12 protein-coding genes are annotated in these 19,650 nt (G+C 55.7%); 3 read left to right on the top strand and 9 right to left on the bottom strand.

Translation table 11 applies throughout. The features are described from left to right. Window positions 1-36: 36 nt before the first annotated feature. The 9 genes from NA330_RS16520 to bcsR form a co-directional block, all read right to left on the bottom strand. Window positions 37-1,524: a M16 family metallopeptidase gene (locus tag NA330_RS16520; RefSeq protein ID WP_001163182.1), complete on the bottom strand. Its 1,488-nt coding sequence runs from the start codon at window positions 1,522-1,524 to the stop codon at window positions 37-39. Between the two features lie 219 nt (window positions 1,525-1,743). Beyond that, window positions 1,744-3,030, bottom strand: a complete 1,287-nt coding sequence (gene dctA / locus NA330_RS16515) for a C4-dicarboxylate transporter DctC (RefSeq protein ID WP_000858228.1) — start codon at window positions 3,028-3,030, stop codon at window positions 1,744-1,746. Between the two features lie 157 nt (window positions 3,031-3,187). After that, the gene (hmsP, locus tag NA330_RS16510) at window positions 3,188-5,194 is read right to left on the bottom strand and encodes a biofilm formation regulator HmsP (RefSeq protein WP_001266361.1); all 2,007 of its coding nucleotides are present in this window, start codon (window positions 5,192-5,194) and stop codon (window positions 3,188-3,190) included. Window positions 5,195-5,367: 173 nt separating this feature from the next. Then, the gene (bcsC, locus tag NA330_RS16505; RefSeq protein WP_023241880.1) at window positions 5,368-8,910 is read right to left on the bottom strand and encodes a cellulose synthase complex outer membrane protein BcsC; all 3,543 of its coding nucleotides are present in this window, start codon (window positions 8,908-8,910) and stop codon (window positions 5,368-5,370) included. Beyond that, on the bottom strand, window positions 8,892-10,001 hold the full coding sequence (bcsZ, locus tag NA330_RS16500) for a cellulose synthase complex periplasmic endoglucanase BcsZ (RefSeq protein WP_024149236.1): 1,110 nt from the start codon (window positions 9,999-10,001) through the stop codon (window positions 8,892-8,894). The genes bcsC and bcsZ overlap by 19 nt, the downstream gene beginning before the upstream one ends. A gap of 3 nt (window positions 10,002-10,004) precedes the next feature. Continuing rightward, window positions 10,005-12,305, bottom strand: a complete 2,301-nt coding sequence (gene bcsB / locus NA330_RS16495) for a cellulose biosynthesis cyclic di-GMP-binding regulatory protein BcsB (RefSeq protein ID WP_023241878.1) — start codon at window positions 12,303-12,305, stop codon at window positions 10,005-10,007. A gap of 10 nt (window positions 12,306-12,315) precedes the next feature. Beyond that, complete coding sequence (bcsA, locus tag NA330_RS16490; protein ID WP_023193899.1) at window positions 12,316-14,940, bottom strand: UDP-forming cellulose synthase catalytic subunit; 2,625 nt, start codon at window positions 14,938-14,940, stop codon at window positions 12,316-12,318. Then, window positions 14,937-15,689: a cellulose biosynthesis protein BcsQ gene (gene bcsQ / locus NA330_RS16485; protein WP_000996115.1), complete on the bottom strand. Its 753-nt coding sequence runs from the start codon at window positions 15,687-15,689 to the stop codon at window positions 14,937-14,939. The genes bcsA and bcsQ overlap by 4 nt, the downstream gene beginning before the upstream one ends. After that, a complete protein-coding gene (bcsR, locus tag NA330_RS16480) occupies window positions 15,690-15,893 on the bottom strand; it encodes a cellulose biosynthesis protein BcsR (protein WP_000282616.1) in 204 nt (67 codons plus the stop codon). Window positions 15,894-16,137: 244 nt separating this feature from the next. Between bcsR and bcsE the strand changes: the two genes are divergently transcribed. From bcsE to bcsG, 3 genes are read left to right on the top strand one after another with little or no spacing between them, the layout of a single operon-like run. Beyond that, window positions 16,138-17,709 carry a cellulose biosynthesis c-di-GMP-binding protein BcsE gene (gene bcsE, locus NA330_RS16475; protein ID WP_001205771.1) on the top strand — a complete coding sequence of 524 codons (1,572 nt, stop codon included), beginning with the start codon at window positions 16,138-16,140 and terminating at the stop codon, window positions 17,707-17,709. After that, complete coding sequence (bcsF, locus tag NA330_RS16470; protein WP_000988321.1) at window positions 17,706-17,897, top strand: cellulose biosynthesis protein BcsF; 192 nt, start codon at window positions 17,706-17,708, stop codon at window positions 17,895-17,897. Before bcsE ends, bcsF begins: the two co-directional genes overlap by 4 nt. Then, window positions 17,894-19,573 carry a cellulose biosynthesis protein BcsG gene (bcsG, locus tag NA330_RS16465; protein WP_023241877.1) on the top strand — a complete coding sequence of 560 codons (1,680 nt, stop codon included), beginning with the start codon at window positions 17,894-17,896 and terminating at the stop codon, window positions 19,571-19,573. The genes bcsF and bcsG overlap by 4 nt, the downstream gene beginning before the upstream one ends. The last annotated feature ends 77 nt before the right edge of the window (window positions 19,574-19,650 follow it).

Here is a 19,650-nt window from a genome sequence, read left to right as displayed (position 1 = left end):
GGTGGCGCTGCGCTTACCGGGCCGACAGGCGGCAGCTTACTGTGCCGCCGGTGTTTCCGTCACTTCCGGATGCGCCTCATCTGCTTCAACAGCGGCGGCAGTTGTCGGGACCATGATTTCATCCCACGTCGCCTTTAACGCCTTCATATTAAATTCCGGCTCGCCTTGCGGTTGCAGCAAAATTAATGCCATCTCCTGCGATAGCTGCTGACGTAGATTCTGATTGAGCATATCGACGGTCAGGCTGTTGAGGAAATTCTGGCGCAGCTTCTGATACTGCTCCGGCGCGATATCCACCACTTGATTCTGCAGCGAGCGCATTCGCTGTCCAGTCAAAATGTCAGTATCGGTACGCGCGTAGGTCGCGAACAGCTTTTGCAATTCGAGATTTTTCTGCGCCACCAGCGCAGTAAACTCCTCTTCCGACAAACCTTTGTCGCGTACTTTCGCCAGTTCATTCGCCACCAGGCTCAAATTGGTATTGAGCTTATCATTAGGTGATTCAATGTTGATGGCGCACTGCGCGCGCAGAAACAGAACCCGGCAGTCAAACCCCAGACCAATATCTTTCGCGTTATTTTTAGTAAGCTCTTGCTGGATATGCCAGAACAGCGCTTCGCGCGCCAGATCCGCCTGCCAGTAGCGCAACAGCGCCGCCGATTCGCGAATCGGTTGCCACGGCGTATCCCACATAATGGAGAGACGATCCTGGCGCACCGCATCGGTCATAATGCTCACTGATTCCGCCCGCAGCGGCGAAAGCGTCGGCACCGGGGCGGGCGTTTCGCGTTTACCTTTCAGCGTACCGAACGTTTTATTGATCTGCTCGGCGACGGAGCGCGCATCAATGTTGCCGACAACAATCAGCGTCATGGCATCCGGGGTGTACCATTTTTCATAGAAAGCCTGAATTTTGGCTGCGTCTACCGGCTGCTTTAACGGTTCCGCGGGATCGTGCCCCAATAACGCCGACCCTTTCAGCCGATAACGCCACCAGCCCTCTTTAGTATCTGCTGGCCACGTCGCAACCATATCTTCGCTGCTTAACGCATGATTCACCGTCTCTGGCGTAATGGTTAATTTACCGGAGACGTTAGCCAGATAGGTCAGCGCTTCTTTCAACAGATCGTTACGGTTATTGGGTAAACTGAGGTTATAGAGCGTGGAATCATAAGAAACAATAACGGGCGGCATGGGACGTTTCGGATCAAACCCTTGCTGCCATAAAGAACGTGCCTGTGCGGCATCCAGACCACCGCTTTGCGTTAGCGCGATACGGGGAATCGCATGGCTGAACCCGCTCTGTTGCGTACTTTCGGTGAGCGAACCGGTATTAACCTGGAGACGAACTTCAATACGATCGCTGGGGCGCTGAGGCGTAGCCAACACTTGCCACTGTAACCCATTAGCCAGCGTCCCCTGTTGCCATGCCGGATCGGGCTGGAGCGCATCTGCCTGCACATAGCCGGCAGAGGCCAACATCAACAGACTGCCCGCTAAGAGTCGAATTTTTGTGCCCTGCATGTGAACCCCTGATCAACAATCCTGGTAATAAAAAGACAGCCCCGGCAGGGATGCCTGAATATGACGTAAAAACACTTCGTGTTAGACCGCGAGAACCTAAAAATGTCACGGAAGAAGTGAAATAATCCCTAAGCATCATGCTGTATGCTTTGGGCGCAGGGGTCAATTATGCGCAAACACCCGCAGTCCTGGAAGGGACTACGGGCATAAGTGGCGAGATTAGGAGGAAATTTCGTGCGTTTTGCCATCCGGCGCACGATTATTAAGCACATCGTCCAGCTTTTGGTGATCTAACTCTTTCACCCATTTGGCAACCACCACCGTCGCCACGCCGTTACCCACCAGGTTAGTCAGCGCGCGCGCTTCGGACATAAAGCGGTCGATACCGAGGATTAACGCCAGTCCCGCCACCGGCAAATGACCTACGGCGGAGATAGTGGCCGCCAGCACGATAAAGCCGCTTCCGGTCACGCCCGCGGCGCCTTTTGACGATAGCAGCAGCACGACCAGCAGCGTGATCTGGTGGAAGATATCCATATGGCTGTTGGTCGCCTGGGCGATAAACACCGCCGCCATCGTCAGGTAAATAGAGGTGCCATCAAGGTTGAACGAATACCCCGTCGGGATCACCAGCCCCACCACCGATTTACGGCACCCCAGTTTTTCCATCTTATCGAGCATACGCGGCAACGCTGACTCGGAAGAGGAGGTGCCGAGCACAATGAGTAATTCTTCCCGGATATAGCGAATAAATTTAAAAATGCTAAAGCCCGTTACCCGTGCAATCGTCCCCAGCACCACCACCACGAAGAGAATACAGGTGATATAGAAGCAGATAATGAGCTGCCCCAGTTGCACCAGAGAACCGACGCCGTATTTACCGATGGTGAAGGCCATCGCGCCGAATGCGCCAATCGGCGCCAGGCGCATGATCATATTGATGATGCCGAAAATGACCTGCGAAAAACTCTCAATCACATTGAAAATGAGCTGGCCTTTGCTGCCCAAACGGTGCAGCGCAAAACCAAACAACACCGCAAACAGTAAGACCTGCAGAATGTTGCCGCTGGCAAACGCGCCGATCACGCTGCCCGGTATGACATCCATCAGGAAGGCAATAATGCCCTGCTCCTTGGCTTGTGCGGCATAAACGGCCACCGCCTGCGCATCCAGCGTTGCCGGATCGACGTTCATCCCGGCGCCAGGTTGCACAACGTTGACGATGATAAGACCGATAATCAGCGCAATCGTACTGACAATTTCAAAGTAAAGCAGCGCGACCGCGCCGGTACGGCCCACCGCTTTCATGCTTTCCATGCCTGCGATGCCCGTCACGACAGTACAGAAAATGACAGGAGCGATGATCATCTTAATGAGCTTAACGAACGCGTCGCCAAGCGGTTTCATTTGTGCGCCCAGTTCAGGATAGTAATGGCCAAGGAGAATACCAATGGCGATTGCTGTCAGGACCTGAAAATAAAGACTTTTGAACAGAGAGGTTTTCATAGGGTGTCCTTGAAGTAAAAACCACAGGTCTTGTAAGGTTATGAGTAACCTGCGGCCTTAAAATAACACCCACACAACATGACAGAAATGCGCCAGGATCATAATTGAAACAAAAATGTTAAAAAGTTTGAGCTGGCTCGCACAAGCGCGACCTTTTTTAACTTTTGTAATCAGGATTTTCGTGCGACAGATACCGCTCTTCAAAGATATCCGCGGGAACGGGCCGAGCAAACAGGAAGCCTTGCGCGACGTTGACTCCCGCCTGTTCCAGCCACGCGCGTTGCGCCTCGTTCTCCACGCCCTCGGCAATCAATTGTAAATTAAGACTGCGGGCCATCAGGATAATCGCCGTCACCATACTGTGATCATCCGGTAACCCATCGACAAACATTTTATCAATTTTAAGGATATCGACCGGTAGCGACTTCATATGCTGTAACTGGCGCAGCCCCGCGTAACCCATGCCAAAATCATCCAGTGCGATACGCACGCCAGCATTACGTAACGGACGTAAGATAGCGACGGCAGCGTGTGGATCGTCGATACGGCGGCTTTCAGTGACCTCAAGAATCAGCGTACCCGGTTGAATACGATAGCGATTTAACAATTCCAGCAGATCCGACACCATGCCAGGGTGCATGAGCTGTAACGCGGAAAGATTGACGGAGAGCGGCAATGTCACGCCGCGCTCCTGCCAGGCGGCAAGCTGGCGGCAGGACTCTTCCAGCACCCAATGGCCCACCGTGACCATCAGGCCGCAGGATTCAATGCGCTCAATCAGCCCCTCCGGCAATTCCCAGCTACCGTCCGGCTGTTGCATACGTAACAAGGCTTCGGCGCTTAATACGTTGCCGCTGCGCATCTCGACCTGCGGCTGCAGCCAAATGGCAAACTGATGGTTATCCAGCGCGGTAAGGATATCGCTCTCTTCGGTAAGGCGCTGTTGAGCGGCCTCCATCTGTGCCGGGTCAAAGAACTGGATCTGATTTTTACCTTTTCGGCGCGCGGTAAACGCGGCGGAGACGGCGCGACCATAGAGCTCTTCGGCGGTCAGATCGCCATAATACATCGCAATGCCAATACTGCAGCTTGGGCGCAGTTGAATACCCTGGATGGGCAGTCGTTCATTAATGATAGTGAGTATTTGCTGACCTAATGTGATGGCGTGCCACGGCTCTTTAACGCCGTGGGCGATAATGGCAAAGTCATACCCGCTGACCTGCGTAAGCACCATGCGCGGCGCCAGCACCGACTTCAGCTTCTCAACCAGCGTCAGTAATAGAATCTCCCGCTGCGTTTCTTGCAGCACGCCTGCCGTGTCACGCAACGTTTCGCACGTCACGATGATAAGCGCGGTGGTCTGTTGGCGGGTGATAACCTGTTCCAGCAGCGCCATTAAAAAGGCTTTATTGGGCAGCTCGGAAACCGGAAAACGCATCGCGTTGTCCGTTTGCTCCTCGCGTTGACGCTGCATAAGCTGCTGGTTGAGGTTATAGCTGCGCACCAGCATCCCAATTTCATCATCCTGATGCAGACGCGGCAACGCCAGCTGATGTCCGATCAGCTCCTGCTGCGGAATGTCGTTCAGCTCGCGGGCGATTTTGCGCAGCGGATGCACAATCAGGCGGTTTACGCACCAGGCGATGGCCACCGTCAGGATCAGCGATAGAAGTAAGTAAATGGTCACTAACGTAGAGAGCGCGCTCATGACGAACTTGTACATACGGTACGAATCCGCCTGCAATACAAGGTAGGCCAGCGGTTGCGGATTGGCGGGACGCTCCAGAGAATAAACCGGTAAAGAAATTTGTACCGGCAGTTCGAAGAGACGCGTCACCATAACCGGGACGGGGCGTTCAGGAATGAAGCGCTTACGCAACGCCTGGAACTGATTCGGCAATACCACATCGGCGCGACTCACCACGCCCGCAGGTTTAATACTTTCCAGAATGGTTTCCGCGCCGGGGAGATCCGCTTTTAAAATCGCGGAAGAAAGAGGTTCCCGAACAGATCGCGCGATGCTTTCCAGTTGCGTAGCCGTGTTGTAGCGGTTCTGCTGTACCAGATGGAACAACAAAACGGTGCAAAAGACAAAAACAAACACCATGACAACGGCCGCAACCATTGCCATCTGTTTAATTGTTAACGAGCGGCTGACGCGCAAATTGACTCTCCCTGGATATCCCGGACTGCCGCCTGAGTATACCCGATTGCAGCGGCATTAAGAGAGGCTGTATCTGAAAAGGACTTTTCTGAATAACGGTTAATGATAGCGTCTGATGGCGCTGCGCTTCTCAGGCCTACGACGCCTGTCAATTCGTAGGCCTGACGCAATGATTACCAGTCAGCGTAAGGCACCAGAGGCTGCGGCGGTAAATCCATATCCCCCTGCCAGCCCGCCGCGGAATAACGGACATACAGCAGCAGATGACTGGGGGTATAGTCTTTCGCCTGCTGAATATCGACAGCCGTACCCACAAACCAGTTGGCAGTGACCCGGCGTTCAATGAGCGCCCGCGCGGTATAGCCAAATCCCTGACTGCTGCCGCCGCCGTTGGTCTGGTCACGCGCATCCTCCTGATAATCCGCCGGAATCAAATTCATCAGCGGATAACGCGGCATGGTACGGTTGCGGGAGTGCGACCAGGATACCGAGCCGCCCAGCTCCCACGACCAGTTTTCCGTACGCTGCCGCCACATCACCGGCACCGCAAACGACAGGTATTCCTGCGGGCTATAATAACCGCCCTGACCCAGTGAATAACCGCTCAAATCTTTGTCGTAATGCCAGATCATGTTATTCAGCCCGACGGTAACGCGGCGGTTATTCTCGTTAATCACCTTATAGTAATAACCGGTCATCCAGCGCACGCGCCAGTTATCTTCCACATTTTTACCGCTCAACTGGTCGCCGCTGAGCGACGCCCAGACACCGTTTGCTTCGCCTTTATCATAGCTGAGACTGACGCCGCCGCCGTTGGCCCGCACGCCGCCCCATTTGGTGCCGGTATTGCTGCTGGCGTCCTTTTGCCCGCCAAACGCCAGCAGTGAGCTGGAGATCGGCCGACGATGCGCGTTCAGGGTATAACCCAACGGCCCGATATCGTCGCTATAGCTGACGCCACCGACCACATCAACGACATTAAAGCCCATCGGCGTCGTGCCGATATCCCAGCGCCAGGTCTCATTCTGCCAGCCGACCGCCACGCTCGCGCCCGTATCGGCCTGGCTACGATGTCCGCTGCATTTCTCCAGCGTACAGGTACCCCAGTTATTATCGTATTTTCCGTCCGCATCCGTAGAGAAACGGCCAACATCCATATTCACCATATCAGTACGAAAGAACGCCCGTCCGTCCGACCAGGGCGCATCCACCTGAAGCATCGTGGTATGCGCCTTCAGATCGGAGTAGCCGCCAGTCCCGCTCGACCCCCAATAATCGTGCGCCAACGTGACATTAAGATCCTGCTGACGGTACAACTCCGCCGCATCGCTACGCACGCCGCGTTTTAGCCAGTCATCTTTTTCATCATTGCGTGTCAGGCGGGTAAAGGTATCGTTATCCTGGGGACGAACCGGCGTAATCGCCGCGGCGACCATTGCCTCTTTGTAGGTCTCCAGCGCCCGCTGCGGCTCGCCCGTTTGCGCCTGAAAAGCGGCGGCGTCACGCAATACCATCGCGCTTTCCATTGATGGCGGCTGTGCTTTTGCCTGCGGCGTAATGCGGTTGAAGGTCCGCGCCGCCGCCGTGATATCGCCAAGCTGGAGCTGCGCCAGCGCGACGCGGCGCTGCATGTTAATAGAGGTGATTTGCGACGCAGGCAGCGCCGCCAGTTGAGCGCGCGCCGCGGCGTTATCGCCCTGTGCGATGTCGATTTCCACCCGCCCCAGCATGGCATCGACATTACCCGGTTCCCGCGCCAGAACGGCGTCATAAGCGGCGCGGGCCGCCGCATTATCGCCACGCTGCTGCGCCCAGTCCGCCAACGTTAACGCAATGCGCGTAGAGGGCGGCTGCTGACGTAACAACGCTTCCGCTTCGCGTTCTTTGCCGCTATCGCGCAAGCGGTTAGCGCTTTCCAGCACCTGGTTACTTTGCAATCGGCCCGCCAGCTCCTGAATATTGCTGTTCCACTGGCTGGTCGGTAGGGTATTGAGATGCGCCAGCGCCGCCCGGTCCCGATCGCTGCCGGAAAGATAGAGCCCATAAGCATAGACCTGTTCCGGATCGTTTGGCTTCTGCTGCGCCAGAGAGCGCATTTGCGCATCGGCCTGGGCGTGCTGCCCGGCCTGCCACAGATCGCGTGACAGTCGGTACGTCACCCACACGCTCCCCGGATCTAATGCCAGCCGACGACGGTGCAGTTCTGCGGCCTGCGCCCATTTGCCCTCGCTTTCCAGCGTTTCCGCCTGCTGCGCCAGACGGTCATTTTCCAGACTGCGTTCGATATCGTCGATACTGCGCCGCTGGCTGGCGGAAAGAGAAGCGATAAACGCGGCGGCTTTTTGCGGCGACTGCTGGCGATAAAGATTCGCCAGCCCGCGTACAGCATTGGTATTACCGCTATCCATACGCAGCGTCTGCTGATAATAACGTTCGGCGGTGGCATTATCTTTGCGCGCCATCGCCACATCCCCCAGCCCCAGCACCGCGTAGCTGTCGGTGTTATCCACCGCTCGCGCCTGCTGATAGAAACGCTCCGCCTGGGCCAGATTATTCGCTTTTAAGGCCGCGTCGCCCTGCTGAATTAACAGCCAGTAGCGATTGACCTTCAGCAGACTCTCCCACTTATCGCGGCTGCTGCTGTGCGGCGCCATCGCCAGCGCCTTTTCAAACTGCGCGACGGCGCGGGCGCGATCGCCACGCTGTGAGTATGCCTGCCCCAGCGCACCGACCGCCTCGCTGTCGTCCTGCCGGGCGCTCACCGCCTGCTGCAATTGCGCAATGGCCTTACCGCCTTCTCCGGCATTAACCGCCGCGATGCCCTGCGAGCGCGCGCGGAACGCCGGATCGGCTAACTGTTTCTGCTGCTCGCTAAGCTGGGCGCGGGCGGCAGACACGCTATCGCCTTCGCTAAACTGCGTCAGATAGTCTTGCAACGCTTTTACGCTGGCGTCGCTCACCGGGAGATCTTTTATCTGCTGGTACCAGATGGCGGAGGCCGCGCTGCGTCCCGTACTGGATTTCGCCATCTGTTTTAGCACCGCGAATCCCTCATCGCGCCGCCCGCTGGCGAACAACAGTTGCGCCAGCGCATTTTGCAGAGCGTTATTACCCGGACTGACGGCATTGATTTTCTGTAGCTGGTTAATCGCTTCGTGACGGCGGGCGGGCAATTTCGCCACGGTCGTCCAGTATTCGACCGCCAGTTCGCCCTCCGGCGGATAACCTTTAAACAGCTTGTCGTAGCTGGCGATCGCTTGTTCAGTATGGCCGGTCGTCGCCAGTAAACGCGCCTCCTGCAAAGACTGGCGTCCTTGCGGCGTGGAGAGCAGCATCGCGGTGCGGGAAGATTGATACGCCGTCGACTCCGGCGCCAGTTGCGCCAGCCGGTCAAGTAGCTTCTGCGCCCCGTCGCTATCCCCCTGGCGCAACAAATAGCGGAAACGGGCAGCGATAACCTGTGGATCATTGGGGTCGATCAGCTCCAGGCGATAGAGCGACTGACGGACTAAGTCCTCACGGTGCGTGGCCTCGCCCAGCCGAACCTGCTCCAGCAACTGTTGCTGCGCGGAGGTCGCTGCGCCGGCAAGCGGTGTTAGCGCCATACCAAGCGATAAACCCAACAATGCCCGAGAAACACCCCTTTTGCCAGGTAAGGCGTTTCGACCGCCAGCCGGCAAAAAAGCGTGCATGAGACTTAACGTGAACTTACGCATTCCTGGCCCCAGTCAGGTAATAATTCACCTTTGACGGTGAAGCGAAAACGGTGCTGATCCCAGCCTTGTCCAAAGAGAGTCAGCACATAGTTGTAATAGGCATCGCTGCCAGGAAAATGGTCTGCGACCCGCTGTCGCTGCACGGCCTGGGCGTCGCGATTTTGCAGGAAAGGCAGTAAAGCGGCGGAAAACCCGACCGGCCCCGTCCCTTGCGCATTCCCGCTGACGACATCCACTTTCTCCGGTGGAACGCCGTTTTTCATCGTTAACGTCGCCATCGGTTTAAATCGCGCCAGTAAACGCGCTTTTTGCGGATCGCCATCATGCATCATTCCCGCCCATAAATAGACGCGAATCGCATCGTAGCTACTGATCAGCGTCTTTTCCGCTTTCAACTGCCAGCCTTGCTTGCTTTCATAACGCACCCAGTCCGGCGAGAAACCTTTCGGCGCGGTTTCCAGCAAAAGCCGCAAATTGGTTTCCCGTAGCGTCGACCACGGCGCGCCAAAACGGCTAAAGTATTGCGCCAACTGCGGCGGCAGATAGCTTGGGTTAAAACGCCAGCTATTCGCCTCGGCAAAGCCGATTTTGCCAGGTAGCAGCATTGAGCCCAGCCCCGGCACATTCACGACCTCTTCGCGAGCGATGCGTTTTAGCAACGCCGTGCCCACCTCGGTATAACGCGTCTCTTTCCACAGACGACCGGCCTCCAGCAGCGACCATGACATCCAGATATCGCCGTCGGACGCGGAGTTGCTGTCCAGCACCGACCAGGTGTCGGGATCTTTTTGCCCCCACAGCCAGGCGGGCAGATGTTCACGCAGCGATCCCTGCGCCAGATTGTTTTGCGTCCAGTTAAACAGTTGCGCGAACGCCGGTCGATCGTTCGCTGCCAGGGCAAAGAACATGGCGTAGCTTTGCCCTTCGGAGGTGGTAATTTTTCGCGCATCGCCCGGATCGATAACGCGTCCCTGCTGGCTAATGTAATCTTTCTTGAACTGTTCCCACGCAGGCCAGCTACAGGCCGCCTGCGCATTTATTGCCGTCAGCATGACGATCATCGTTATCCATCCGCGCAGCATAGTCATCATGCGTTACTCATGGTCAGGGTCGAGACGACGGCGACTGAGAATACGTAGCAGACGCCACAATACCCACGCCAGTAATACCACACTGAGGGCCGCCAGTACCGCCAGCAGCACCGGGTGATTCGCCAGCGCATACCACAGCCGCTCAAACCACGGCAGATGTCCGACGTAATAGATATCGCCAACGCGCAGACTGTGAACGCCGGACTCGCGGATCACCGCCACGGAACCAAACATCGCGGCGCGTTTACCGCTGTCGTTCACAGCGTCGTTCAGTAGCTGGTAGCCGCGCGGGCTGTCAGCCAGCAGAGCAATCACGCTGCGCTGATCGTTAAACGGCGACTGGAAGCCCACCACCGCCGCCATCGGGCCGCTGGCGGTGACGGTGGACTGCGCATCCGCCGCGCGATCGGCCTCATCCGGCATAATCGACGGGAAAGCGGTCTGCCGCATCGGGGTTTTTACCCAGCTTTGTGTCGCCTGCACCAACAGATCGATACGCTTATCGTCTTTTAGCTTGCCCGGAATAGCGCCAATAATCAGCAGATCGGCGTCTTTGTCGGCTATCTGAGCGCTATCATCGGTGATTGTCAGATTAATTGCCGGGAAACCGGTCTGCCCGCCAATGGCGCCGACCGTATTCAGCAGCGTTTCCATTTGCGCTTCGGTTGGGGTCTTCGGCATCACCGCCAGCGTGTCAGACAGGTCGGCCATCCGGCTGAACGGGAAACCCGCATTGGCGAACGCGCGTAAATCCGGCATCGCGATAAAGTGGTAATATTTCGAAAAATCGATAGTGGAGTCATCCCCTATCACCACATGATTCGGTACTGGCTGGAAGGTAATACAGTTGTCCACCGACCCGCCCGGCATCGGATTCATGTAGCGGAAGTCAAAACGTAGTTGGTTCATCGCCCCCAGTTTGAGCGCCGGAATAGACACATCCGTTTTACCATCCAGCAGTCCCTGAAGTACCGGCAAGCGCAACAAGAGTCGATTAGTTTCCTGCGTACTGTTAAGGCTAAAGGCTTGCAGGAACTGGTTATTCAGACTGATGTCCAGCCGTGAACTGTCTTTGGTCGGCGGCGAGGTATAACGGTAGTTGAGATCCATATCAATACCGTTGCTACGCAGCAAATAGAGGTCCGGCGGCAGATTCAAAGAAACATTGATGGGTGCCGGCTCCAGCCCACTCGACTGGAGCTGCTCTTCATAGGTTTTCAGCTCGCCAAAAGTGACCGGGCGATCGGTACGCACCCAGTTCGGCGCATCATACGGTTTGCGCGCCAGCAGCGGTTTTACATCGTTGACCACCACGCTGGAACCACGGAAGAGAATATTCCCTTGCGCGATACCTTTTGCCGCCTGCAACAGGTCTTTATCATCTCGACCAAACACAACCAGCAACTTCACATACGGATTATCCGGATGGCTCATCATCTCGATAACCGGCGCGTTAACCGCAGGATGATCGCGCAGGAAATCGGGGCGTCGATCGTTGGTGGCGAACACGATCGCATTGCGATCCGGCAGATGATTATACAACACCGGGAAACGCTGACCGCGCCAGCCCGCCCGCGATCCAAACCAGGACGCGACAATAGAAGCCGCCTGCTGCTGCGCCAGATCAGGCATATCAGCAAACACTATCGGCAACGTCACCGGACGGTTATCCCGCGGATCAAAAAACGGCACCGGGAAGTGGGACAGATCGTTATTCACCGCCAGCATGTTATAGGTCAGATCCAGGGCGCTATTTCGCCCGATGTCTAACCACAGAGTACTGCTGGCCGGGTTTTCACACACGTCGCGATAGTGGCCGACAAACTCCAGCCGCACCCGGTTAAAATCGGTGATAAATAGCGGATTGATAGGTACCTGCGCCAGCGTCTTTTTCCCCAACTGCTCTTTTGTCACCGGCAGTACGCCCATCAGTTCATCATTGAGATAAACCTTGAGCTGCGACTGAACCGGCAGGAGCGACGGCGAGGGCGTATATTCCAGATTCAGCACCGCTTTCGACGCCACTTCATCGCTGCGCATACCAAATTCAATGCCGCCGTTAGGGTTAACGCCACGCAGCGCCATACTGCCCGGCGGCGGCGCGATTTGCGCAAAGATCAACTTGACCTCGCGCGAAGGCGCGGTCTGCGCCACGACGGACGCCTCAGTTGCGGGCGACGGCGCAGGCTCGGTGGGTTCAGCATTTATCAATGGCGGCATCGCAGGCGCCGCCGCCGTCATAAAAGCAGGAAACGCGCTTAATCCTATTACCGCCGCACAAATCCAGGACAATTTTCTTTTCATCGCATTATCATCATTGTTGAGCCTGAGCCATAACCCGATCCGACGGCTGTATCGCCGCTTGCCGCTCCGGGCGACGCGGAATAAACGATACAATCCAGGCAATTAACGCCGTCAACGATCGGAAAATTACTTTTACTGAAGGCGGCGCGAACTCCGCGAGGTGGCGATATCCGCGGAAGCCCAGCTTCAGAATATCCAGCAAGCTTTCCAGCGGTTTATCTTCCGGGAAGCTATCTTGCCAAAGCGCCCACGTATCGGCGCGCGCGAAGGTACACTGCACAAAATCAATATGTTGTTTGGTGGTGAGCGGCATCAGTTGTAGCCCGACCTCATTGCCCGTTACGCGCACCACCTGCGTTGGAAAGACATATTCCTGCTGCCCGCGTTTAAGCAACAGATTCACTTTCTGCCCTTCCAGCACCTGCGCCTGACCGTTGATCTTGATGCCTAACCCGCCGTCGGAGAAGTCATGTACGGTACAGGAGAACAAATGTCCATCTTCGCGGGCGATGGCCCCCGGCATGGCAATCTCGACCCGATGCGCGCGCCTGACCTGTTTACTCTCTACCGAAACCGCAACCGCGCCGCCGAGAATGACCAGGTTATAGAAGACCCACACCAGGCTAACGATGACGGTCAGCGTTTCATTTTCCGGCCCGTAATAGTATCGCCATACGCCCGCCGCCACGCCGAGCAGGTTAAGCAAGACAAGGAAGATATACGGACGCGAGATTACCCAGTCGACGTACTTCTCTTCCACCAGCCCGCCTTTCGCCGTGACGTTAAATTTCCCTTTGTGCGGATTGATCAACGCGACCAGAGTCGGCGGTGCGATATACCATGCCAGTACCGTTTCATAGATTTCACTCCAGAAAGAGTGACGATACTTGCCCTGAATCTTCGAGTTAGTCAGGCTGGCGTGGACCATGTGCGGTATCACAAATAGCGCAATCATCAACGCAGGCGCATAAATGATATAGGCGTGCAGCAGCAGAAAAGCCAGCGGCGCGGTCAGAAAGATCAGGCGCGGAATGCCGGACAAGAAATGGAACATCGCGTTGAGGTAGCACAGCCGCTGCGCCAGTTTTAAGCCTTTACCAAACAGAGGGTTATCGAGGCGGAAAATTTGCACCATGCCCCGCGCCCAACGAATACGCTGCCCGATATGCGCCGACAGGCTTTCCGTCGCCAGCCCCGCCGCCTGCGGAATGCGCATATACGCTGAGGTATAACCTCGCCGGTGCAGCCGGAGCGATGTATGCGCATCTTCCGTCACCGTCTCAACGGCGATACCGCCAATCTCATCCAGCGGCTTACGGCGAATCACCGCGCACGATCCGCAAAAGAAAGTGGCGTCCCACATATCGTTACCGTCCTGCACCAGTCCGTAAAACAGCGTGCCTTCGTTAGGCGTTTTACGAAAACGTCCCAGGTTGCGCTCAAACGGGTCCGGGGAGAAGAAATGATGCGGCGTCTGCATCATCGCCAGCTGTTTTTCTTTCAGGAACCAGCCCATTGTCATTTGCAGAAACGAGCGCGTCGGCACATGGTCGCAATCGAAGATCGCCACAAACTCGCCTTTCGCGTGTTTTAGCGCATTGTTGATGTTGCCGGCTTTGGCGTGTTCATGCGTGGCGCGGGCAATGTAATGCACGCCAACATGTCGGGCAAAATGACGAAATGATTCACGCCCGCCGTCATCAAGGATCCAGATATTCAGCTTGTCCTTCGGCCAGTCAATGCCAAGCGAAGCGTAAATGGTATTTTTGACCACATTAAGGTCTTCGTTATAGGTCGGTACAAAAATATCCACCGTCGGCCACTGCGACATCTCTTTCGGCAACGGCACCGGTTGACGATTTAACGGCCACACCACCTGGAAGTACCCCAGCACCAGCACAATCCAGGCGTAGGTTTCCGCAAACAGCAGAATCAGTCCGCACACCAGACTGACCGGGTCGTCCCAATTTAGCGTCGAGGTATAGCGCCACCAGATATAACGACAGGAGACCGTTAGCGACAGCACGATGAGCATCAGCGCGGAAAAGCGTCCCGGCATACGTCGTACCAACAGCGCAACGCCCCACAGCAACAGCAGAAAGATAAATTGCGATAGCGGGTTAAATGGCTGCGTAATACAGATCAGCGCCAGTATCAGTGAAAAGGTCACGATAACGCCCAGAATAAAACGCCGGGCGCCGTTGCTAAGATGTCCCAGCTCTTTTTCCTTTTCCAGATGCGTTGTCTTTTGGCGCACCCGTTCCGGTAAGGTATCCATCCATTGATGGTAACGTCCACGAACGTCCTTCAGGCGCGCAAATGACCGCCAGCGCGGTTCATGACGTTCTTTAGCCGACGAGATCATCACCAGCCAGAGGGTCTGAATGAGGTAACGGGCCGGGTCCAGCGGGCGCGGGCGGGCGGCGTTAATATGCGGATAAAGCGCTTTATGCCCGTCGCGAATACGCTGCCAGCGCGGATGCTCAAGCGGAAACACTATCCACGCCAGAATCGTCCACAGGCAGCCGAGCGCTGCGCTAAACGGCGACGCGCCGTGGCGGCGGTAACCCTGATAGCGCTCGCTCAAGCGCGCGCTAACCGGCGGGATAAGCAGCCACCGGGAAAGGGCGCTCATCGCAGGCTCCCGGCGGACGTTTTGTCGCCCGCATCATGCAGCAGGCACCAGTTCGCCAGCGTTAACACCTCTTCGGCGGCTAACGAATCGCTGCGATATTCGCCTAACGGCTGTTTCGACGCCATGCACTCCGCCATCGCCTCATCGCGATGGATCACAATAGGCAGCAACCGGCGCTGGCTTTGCAGCCAGACCTGGTACAGATCGTCCTGTAACTGACTGCCAATGCGTAAGTCATTGATCAGAATATGCGCCCCGGCAGGCAACGCCTGCTGATGAAGGCGAATATGGCAGTTAGCGTCAACCTGGGCTATCGCCAGCGTATGGTCGCAGAGGCTCACCAGCTGCCCTGTCAGCGGTGACGCGCCGTAGGGCAAGTCCAGTAAAATCCAGCTATAACGCCCGCTCGCTTTCAGCGCCTGGATAGCCGATCCGATCTCTCCCAGCGTCTCCTGCCAGGCCTGCGGATTTTCCCGCTCTTGCGCGGTGAGCTGTCCAAACGGCAGTAGATCAAGCTGTGAGGTATAACGTAATCCGGCATCGCGCCAGTCCTGGCCGTCCAGCAACGATCGCGCCCAACCGCCCTGATGGACGAAGTCGACGTTAAACGACATGCGCAGCAGGTTATCGGGGCTGGCGTCAATCACCAGGACATTTTCCCCTAAGATTTGTAACGCCCAGGCGAGTGCTGCGGTGAGAGATGTGGTTCCCACCCCGCCGCGCACGCCCTGCAGTCCCAGAATCGCCATTCATGGCTTCCTTAATGAATGTGGTTGCGCAAATTCAGCCAGGAGTGGCCATCTTTTAATCGCCGCCGCCAACTGTTCGCGTTGGGAAATATCGGTATAATCTATTTCGGGTAGTGAAAACGCCTGGCTTAATGCCAGAAAATCATTTTGAAAAGTGTAGCCCAACGTTGGATCAGACTGAGCGCCAGGTTCATTGTTATACATTCTGGTTGCTCCTTTTTAAATATTTCTCACTGGCAGCATTACGCCCCGTCGTCAATACGGGAGAACGCGCATTTTTCATCTTTCCGTGACATCATTTATAATGTGTAAAAATGCAAAGCGCAGAGTTACAGGGCATCCTGCCGGGCAAATTGATTCACATGCTAAATCTGATGCGTTTTAATTTCAATGTTAGGTTTATTTCTGTGCTTTCGCTAGTAAACTGATAAACAGTTAAAATAGTGACATGAGGGACACTGTGGACCCCGTATTTTCTCTCGGCATCTCATCATTATGGGATGAACTGCGCCATATGCCAACCGGCGGCGTCTGGTGGGTTAACGCCGATCGCCAGCAAGATGCCATCAGCCTGGTGAATCAAACGATTGCGTCACAAACGGAGAATGCAAATGTCGCCGTCATCGGCATGGAAGGCGATCCTGGCAAAGTAATCAAATTAGATGAATCTCACGGTCCGGAGAAAATCCGCTTATTTACCATGCCGGATTCAGAAAAAGGGCTATACTCTTTGCCCCACGATTTGCTTTGTTCTGTTAACCCGACGCATTACTTTTTCATTCTTATTTGTGCAAATAACACGTGGCGGAATATAACGTCAGAAAGCCTGCATAAATGGCTGGAAAAAATGAATAAATGGACTCGTTTTCATCACTGTTCATTGTTGGTTATTAACCCTTGTAATAATAGCGATAAACAGTCCTCGTTGTTGATGGGCGAGTATCGCTCACTTTTTGGCCTCGCCAGTTTACGTTTTCAGGGCGACCAACATTTGTTCGATATTGCCTTCTGGTGTAACGAAAAAGGCGTCAGCGCCCGACAGCAGTTATTGCTGTGTCAGCAGGACGAACGCTGGACGCTATCCCATCAGGAGGAGACGGCAATTCAGCCGCGTAGCGACGAAAAACGCATTCTTAGCCACGTCGCCGTCCTTGAAGGCGCGCCGCCGCTCTCGGAACACTGGACGCTTTTCGACAATAACGAAGCGCTATTCAACGACGCGCGCACGGCGCAGGCCGCGACAATTATTTTTTCGCTTACACAGAACAACCAAATCGAGCCGCTTGCTCGTCGCATTCATACTTTGCGGCGCCAGCGGGGAAGCGCGCTGAAAATTGTCGTGCGCGAAAATATCGCCAGTTTGCGCGCCACCGATGAGCGCCTGCTGCTGGGCTGCGGCGCGAATATGATCATTCCCTGGAACGCCCCGCTTTCACGCTGTCTGACGCTTATTGAAAGCGTGCAGGGGCAGCAGTTCAGCCGTTACGTACCGGAAGACATCACCACGCTACTGTCGATGACGCAGCCGTTGAAACTGCGCGGTTTTCAGCCGTGGGATACCTTCTGCGATGCCATCCATACGATGATGAGCAACACCCTGCTCCCCGCCGACGGGAAAGGCGTTCTGGTCGCGCTGCGCCCGGTGCCGGGCATTCGGGTTGAGCAGGCGTTGACATTATGTCGGCCAAACCGAACCGGCGATATTATGACCATCGGCGGCAACCGTCTGGTGCTGTTTTTATCATTCTGCCGGGTCAACGATCTGGATACCGCGTTAAACCATATTTTCCCTTTGCCGACGGGCGATATTTTCTCTAATCGTATGGTCTGGTTCGAAGATAAACAAATCAGCGCCGAGCTGGTGCAGATGCGCTTATTGTCGCCGGAACTGTGGGGAACGCCGCTACCGCTGGCAAAACGCGCCGACCCGGTAATAAATGCCGAACACGATGGCCGCATCTGGCGTCGTATTCCTGAACCCCTGCGACTGCTCGACGACACCGCGGAGCGTGCATCATGATGACCATCAGCGATATCGTGCAAATTATTCTTTTTTGCGCGCTGATTTTCTTTCCGCTGGGGTATCTGGCGCGTCATTCGCTACGCCGTATCAGTGATACAACCCGGCTGCTATTTGCCAAACCTCGTTATGTAAAACCAGCCGGAACTCTGCGCCGCGCTACGAAAGTCAAGGCAGACAAAAAATGACTCAGCATACTCAAACTCCATCAATGCCTTCTCCGCTCTGGCAATACTGGCGCGGTCTTTCCGGCTGGAACTTCTATTTTCTGGTCAAGTTTGGCCTGCTGTGGGCAGGCTATCTGAATTTTCATCCTTTACTGAATCTGGTATTCATGGCGTTTCTGCTCATGCCAATACCAAAGTATCGCCTTCACCGGTTGCGCCACTGGATTGCCATTCCCGTCGGCTTCGCGCTGTTCTGGCATGATACCTGGCTACCCGGCCCGCAAAGCATTATGAGTCAGGGGACGCAGGTGGCGGAATTCAGCTCCGGTTATCTGCTCGATCTGATCGCCCGTTTTATTAACTGGCAAATGATCGGCGCCATCTTCGTACTGCTGGTTGCCTGGCTTTTTTTATCACAGTGGATTCGGGTCACGGTGTTTGTGGTCGCCATCATGGTATGGCTGAATGTCCTGACATTAACCAGCCCGGTTTTTACGCTGTGGCCGGCAGGCCAGCCAACCGATACGGTGACGACGACTGGCGGTAATGCAGCCGCTACCGTCGCGACAGCGGGCGATAAGCCGGTCATCGGCGATATGCCTGCGCAAACCGCGCCGCCGACGACCGCGAATCTGAACGCCTGGTTGAACACCTTCTATGCCGCGGAAGAAAAGCGGAAAACGACGTTCCCGGCGCAGCTTCCGCCTGATGCGCAGCCGTTCGACCTATTGGTCATCAATATTTGTTCGCTCTCCTGGTCGGATGTCGAAGCGGCAGGCCTGATGTCACATCCGCTATGGTCGCACTTTGACATTTTGTTTAAACACTTTAATTCCGGTACGTCTTACAGCGGCCCGGCGGCCATTCGTCTGCTGCGCGCCAGCTGTGGTCAACCTTCGCATACCCGACTTTATCAACCAGCCGATAACGAATGTTATCTGTTTGATAATCTGGCGAAGCTGGGCTTTACTCAGCATCTGATGATGGATCATAACGGTGAATTTGGCGGCTTCCTGAAAGAAGTTCGCGAAAACGGCGGTATGCAGAGCGAACTGATGAACCAGTCCGGCCTGCCAACCGCCCTGCTGTCATTCGACGGCTCGCCGGTATATGACGATCTGGCGGTCCTGAACCGCTGGTTAACAGGGGAAGAACGTGAAGCCAATTCCCGCTCCGCGACTTTCTTTAACCTGCTGCCGCTGCACGATGGCAACCACTTCCCCGGCGTCAGCAAAACGGCGGATTATAAAATCCGCGCGCAGAAACTGTTCGATGAACTGGACGCCTTCTTTACCGAACTGGAGAAATCCGGGCGTAAGGTGATGGTGGTGGTCGTACCGGAGCACGGCGGCGCGCTGAAGGGCGACAGAATGCAGATCTCAGGCCTGCGCGATATTCCCAGCCCCTCCATCACCAACGTCCCGGCGGGCGTGAAATTTTTTGGCATGAAAGCCCCGCATGAGGGCGCGCCGATTGATATTAACCAGCCGAGCAGCTACCTGGCGATTTCCGAACTGGTCGTACGCGCCGTGGACGGTAAGCTCTTTACCGAAGACAGTGTGAACTGGAACAAGCTGACCAGCAATCTGCCGCAAACCGCGCAGGTTTCAGAAAACGCTAATGCGGTGGTGATTCAGTACCAGGGTAAGCCCTACGTTCGTCTGAATGGCGGCGACTGGGTGCCTTACCCGCAGTAAACCGAAAAAGGCCACAAGGTTTCCCCTGCGGCCTGGTTCGGGCGCATGTTGCCATTACGGCGGACAGACGCTCAAAA

The sequence above is a fragment of the Salmonella sp. NW722 genome, assembly GCF_051702785.1.
GTDB classification, from domain to species: domain Bacteria; phylum Pseudomonadota; class Gammaproteobacteria; order Enterobacterales; family Enterobacteriaceae; genus Salmonella; species Salmonella enterica.
Note: the sequence above shows the minus strand (reverse complement) of the source record. Positions and strands in the feature narration are given on the sequence as shown.

Bases quoted from the DNA above. Each gene is read 5' to 3' on its own strand.
- dctA (WP_000858228.1), bottom strand. From the start codon at position 3,030: ATGAAAACCTCTCTGTTCAAAAGTCTTTATTTTCAGGTCCTGACAGCA.
- bcsF (WP_000988321.1), top strand. From the start codon at position 17,706: ATGATGACCATCAGCGATATCGTGCAAATTATTCTTTTTTGCGCGCTG.
- bcsZ (WP_024149236.1), bottom strand. From the start codon at position 10,001: ATGATGACTATGCTGCGCGGATGGATAACGATGATCGTCATGCTGACG.
- bcsG (WP_023241877.1), top strand. From the start codon at position 17,894: ATGACTCAGCATACTCAAACTCCATCAATGCCTTCTCCGCTCTGGCAA.
- bcsE (WP_001205771.1), top strand. From the start codon at position 16,138: ATGAGGGACACTGTGGACCCCGTATTTTCTCTCGGCATCTCATCATTA.
- bcsR (WP_000282616.1), bottom strand. From the start codon at position 15,893: ATGTATAACAATGAACCTGGCGCTCAGTCTGATCCAACGTTGGGCTAC.
- bcsQ (WP_000996115.1), bottom strand. From the start codon at position 15,689: ATGGCGATTCTGGGACTGCAGGGCGTGCGCGGCGGGGTGGGAACCACA.
- bcsA (WP_023193899.1), bottom strand. From the start codon at position 14,940: ATGAGCGCCCTTTCCCGGTGGCTGCTTATCCCGCCGGTTAGCGCGCGC.
- bcsB (WP_023241878.1), bottom strand. From the start codon at position 12,305: ATGAAAAGAAAATTGTCCTGGATTTGTGCGGCGGTAATAGGATTAAGC.
- NA330_RS16520 (WP_001163182.1), bottom strand. From the start codon at position 1,524: ATGCAGGGCACAAAAATTCGACTCTTAGCGGGCAGTCTGTTGATGTTG.
- bcsC (WP_023241880.1), bottom strand. From the start codon at position 8,910: ATGCGTAAGTTCACGTTAAGTCTCATGCACGCTTTTTTGCCGGCTGGC.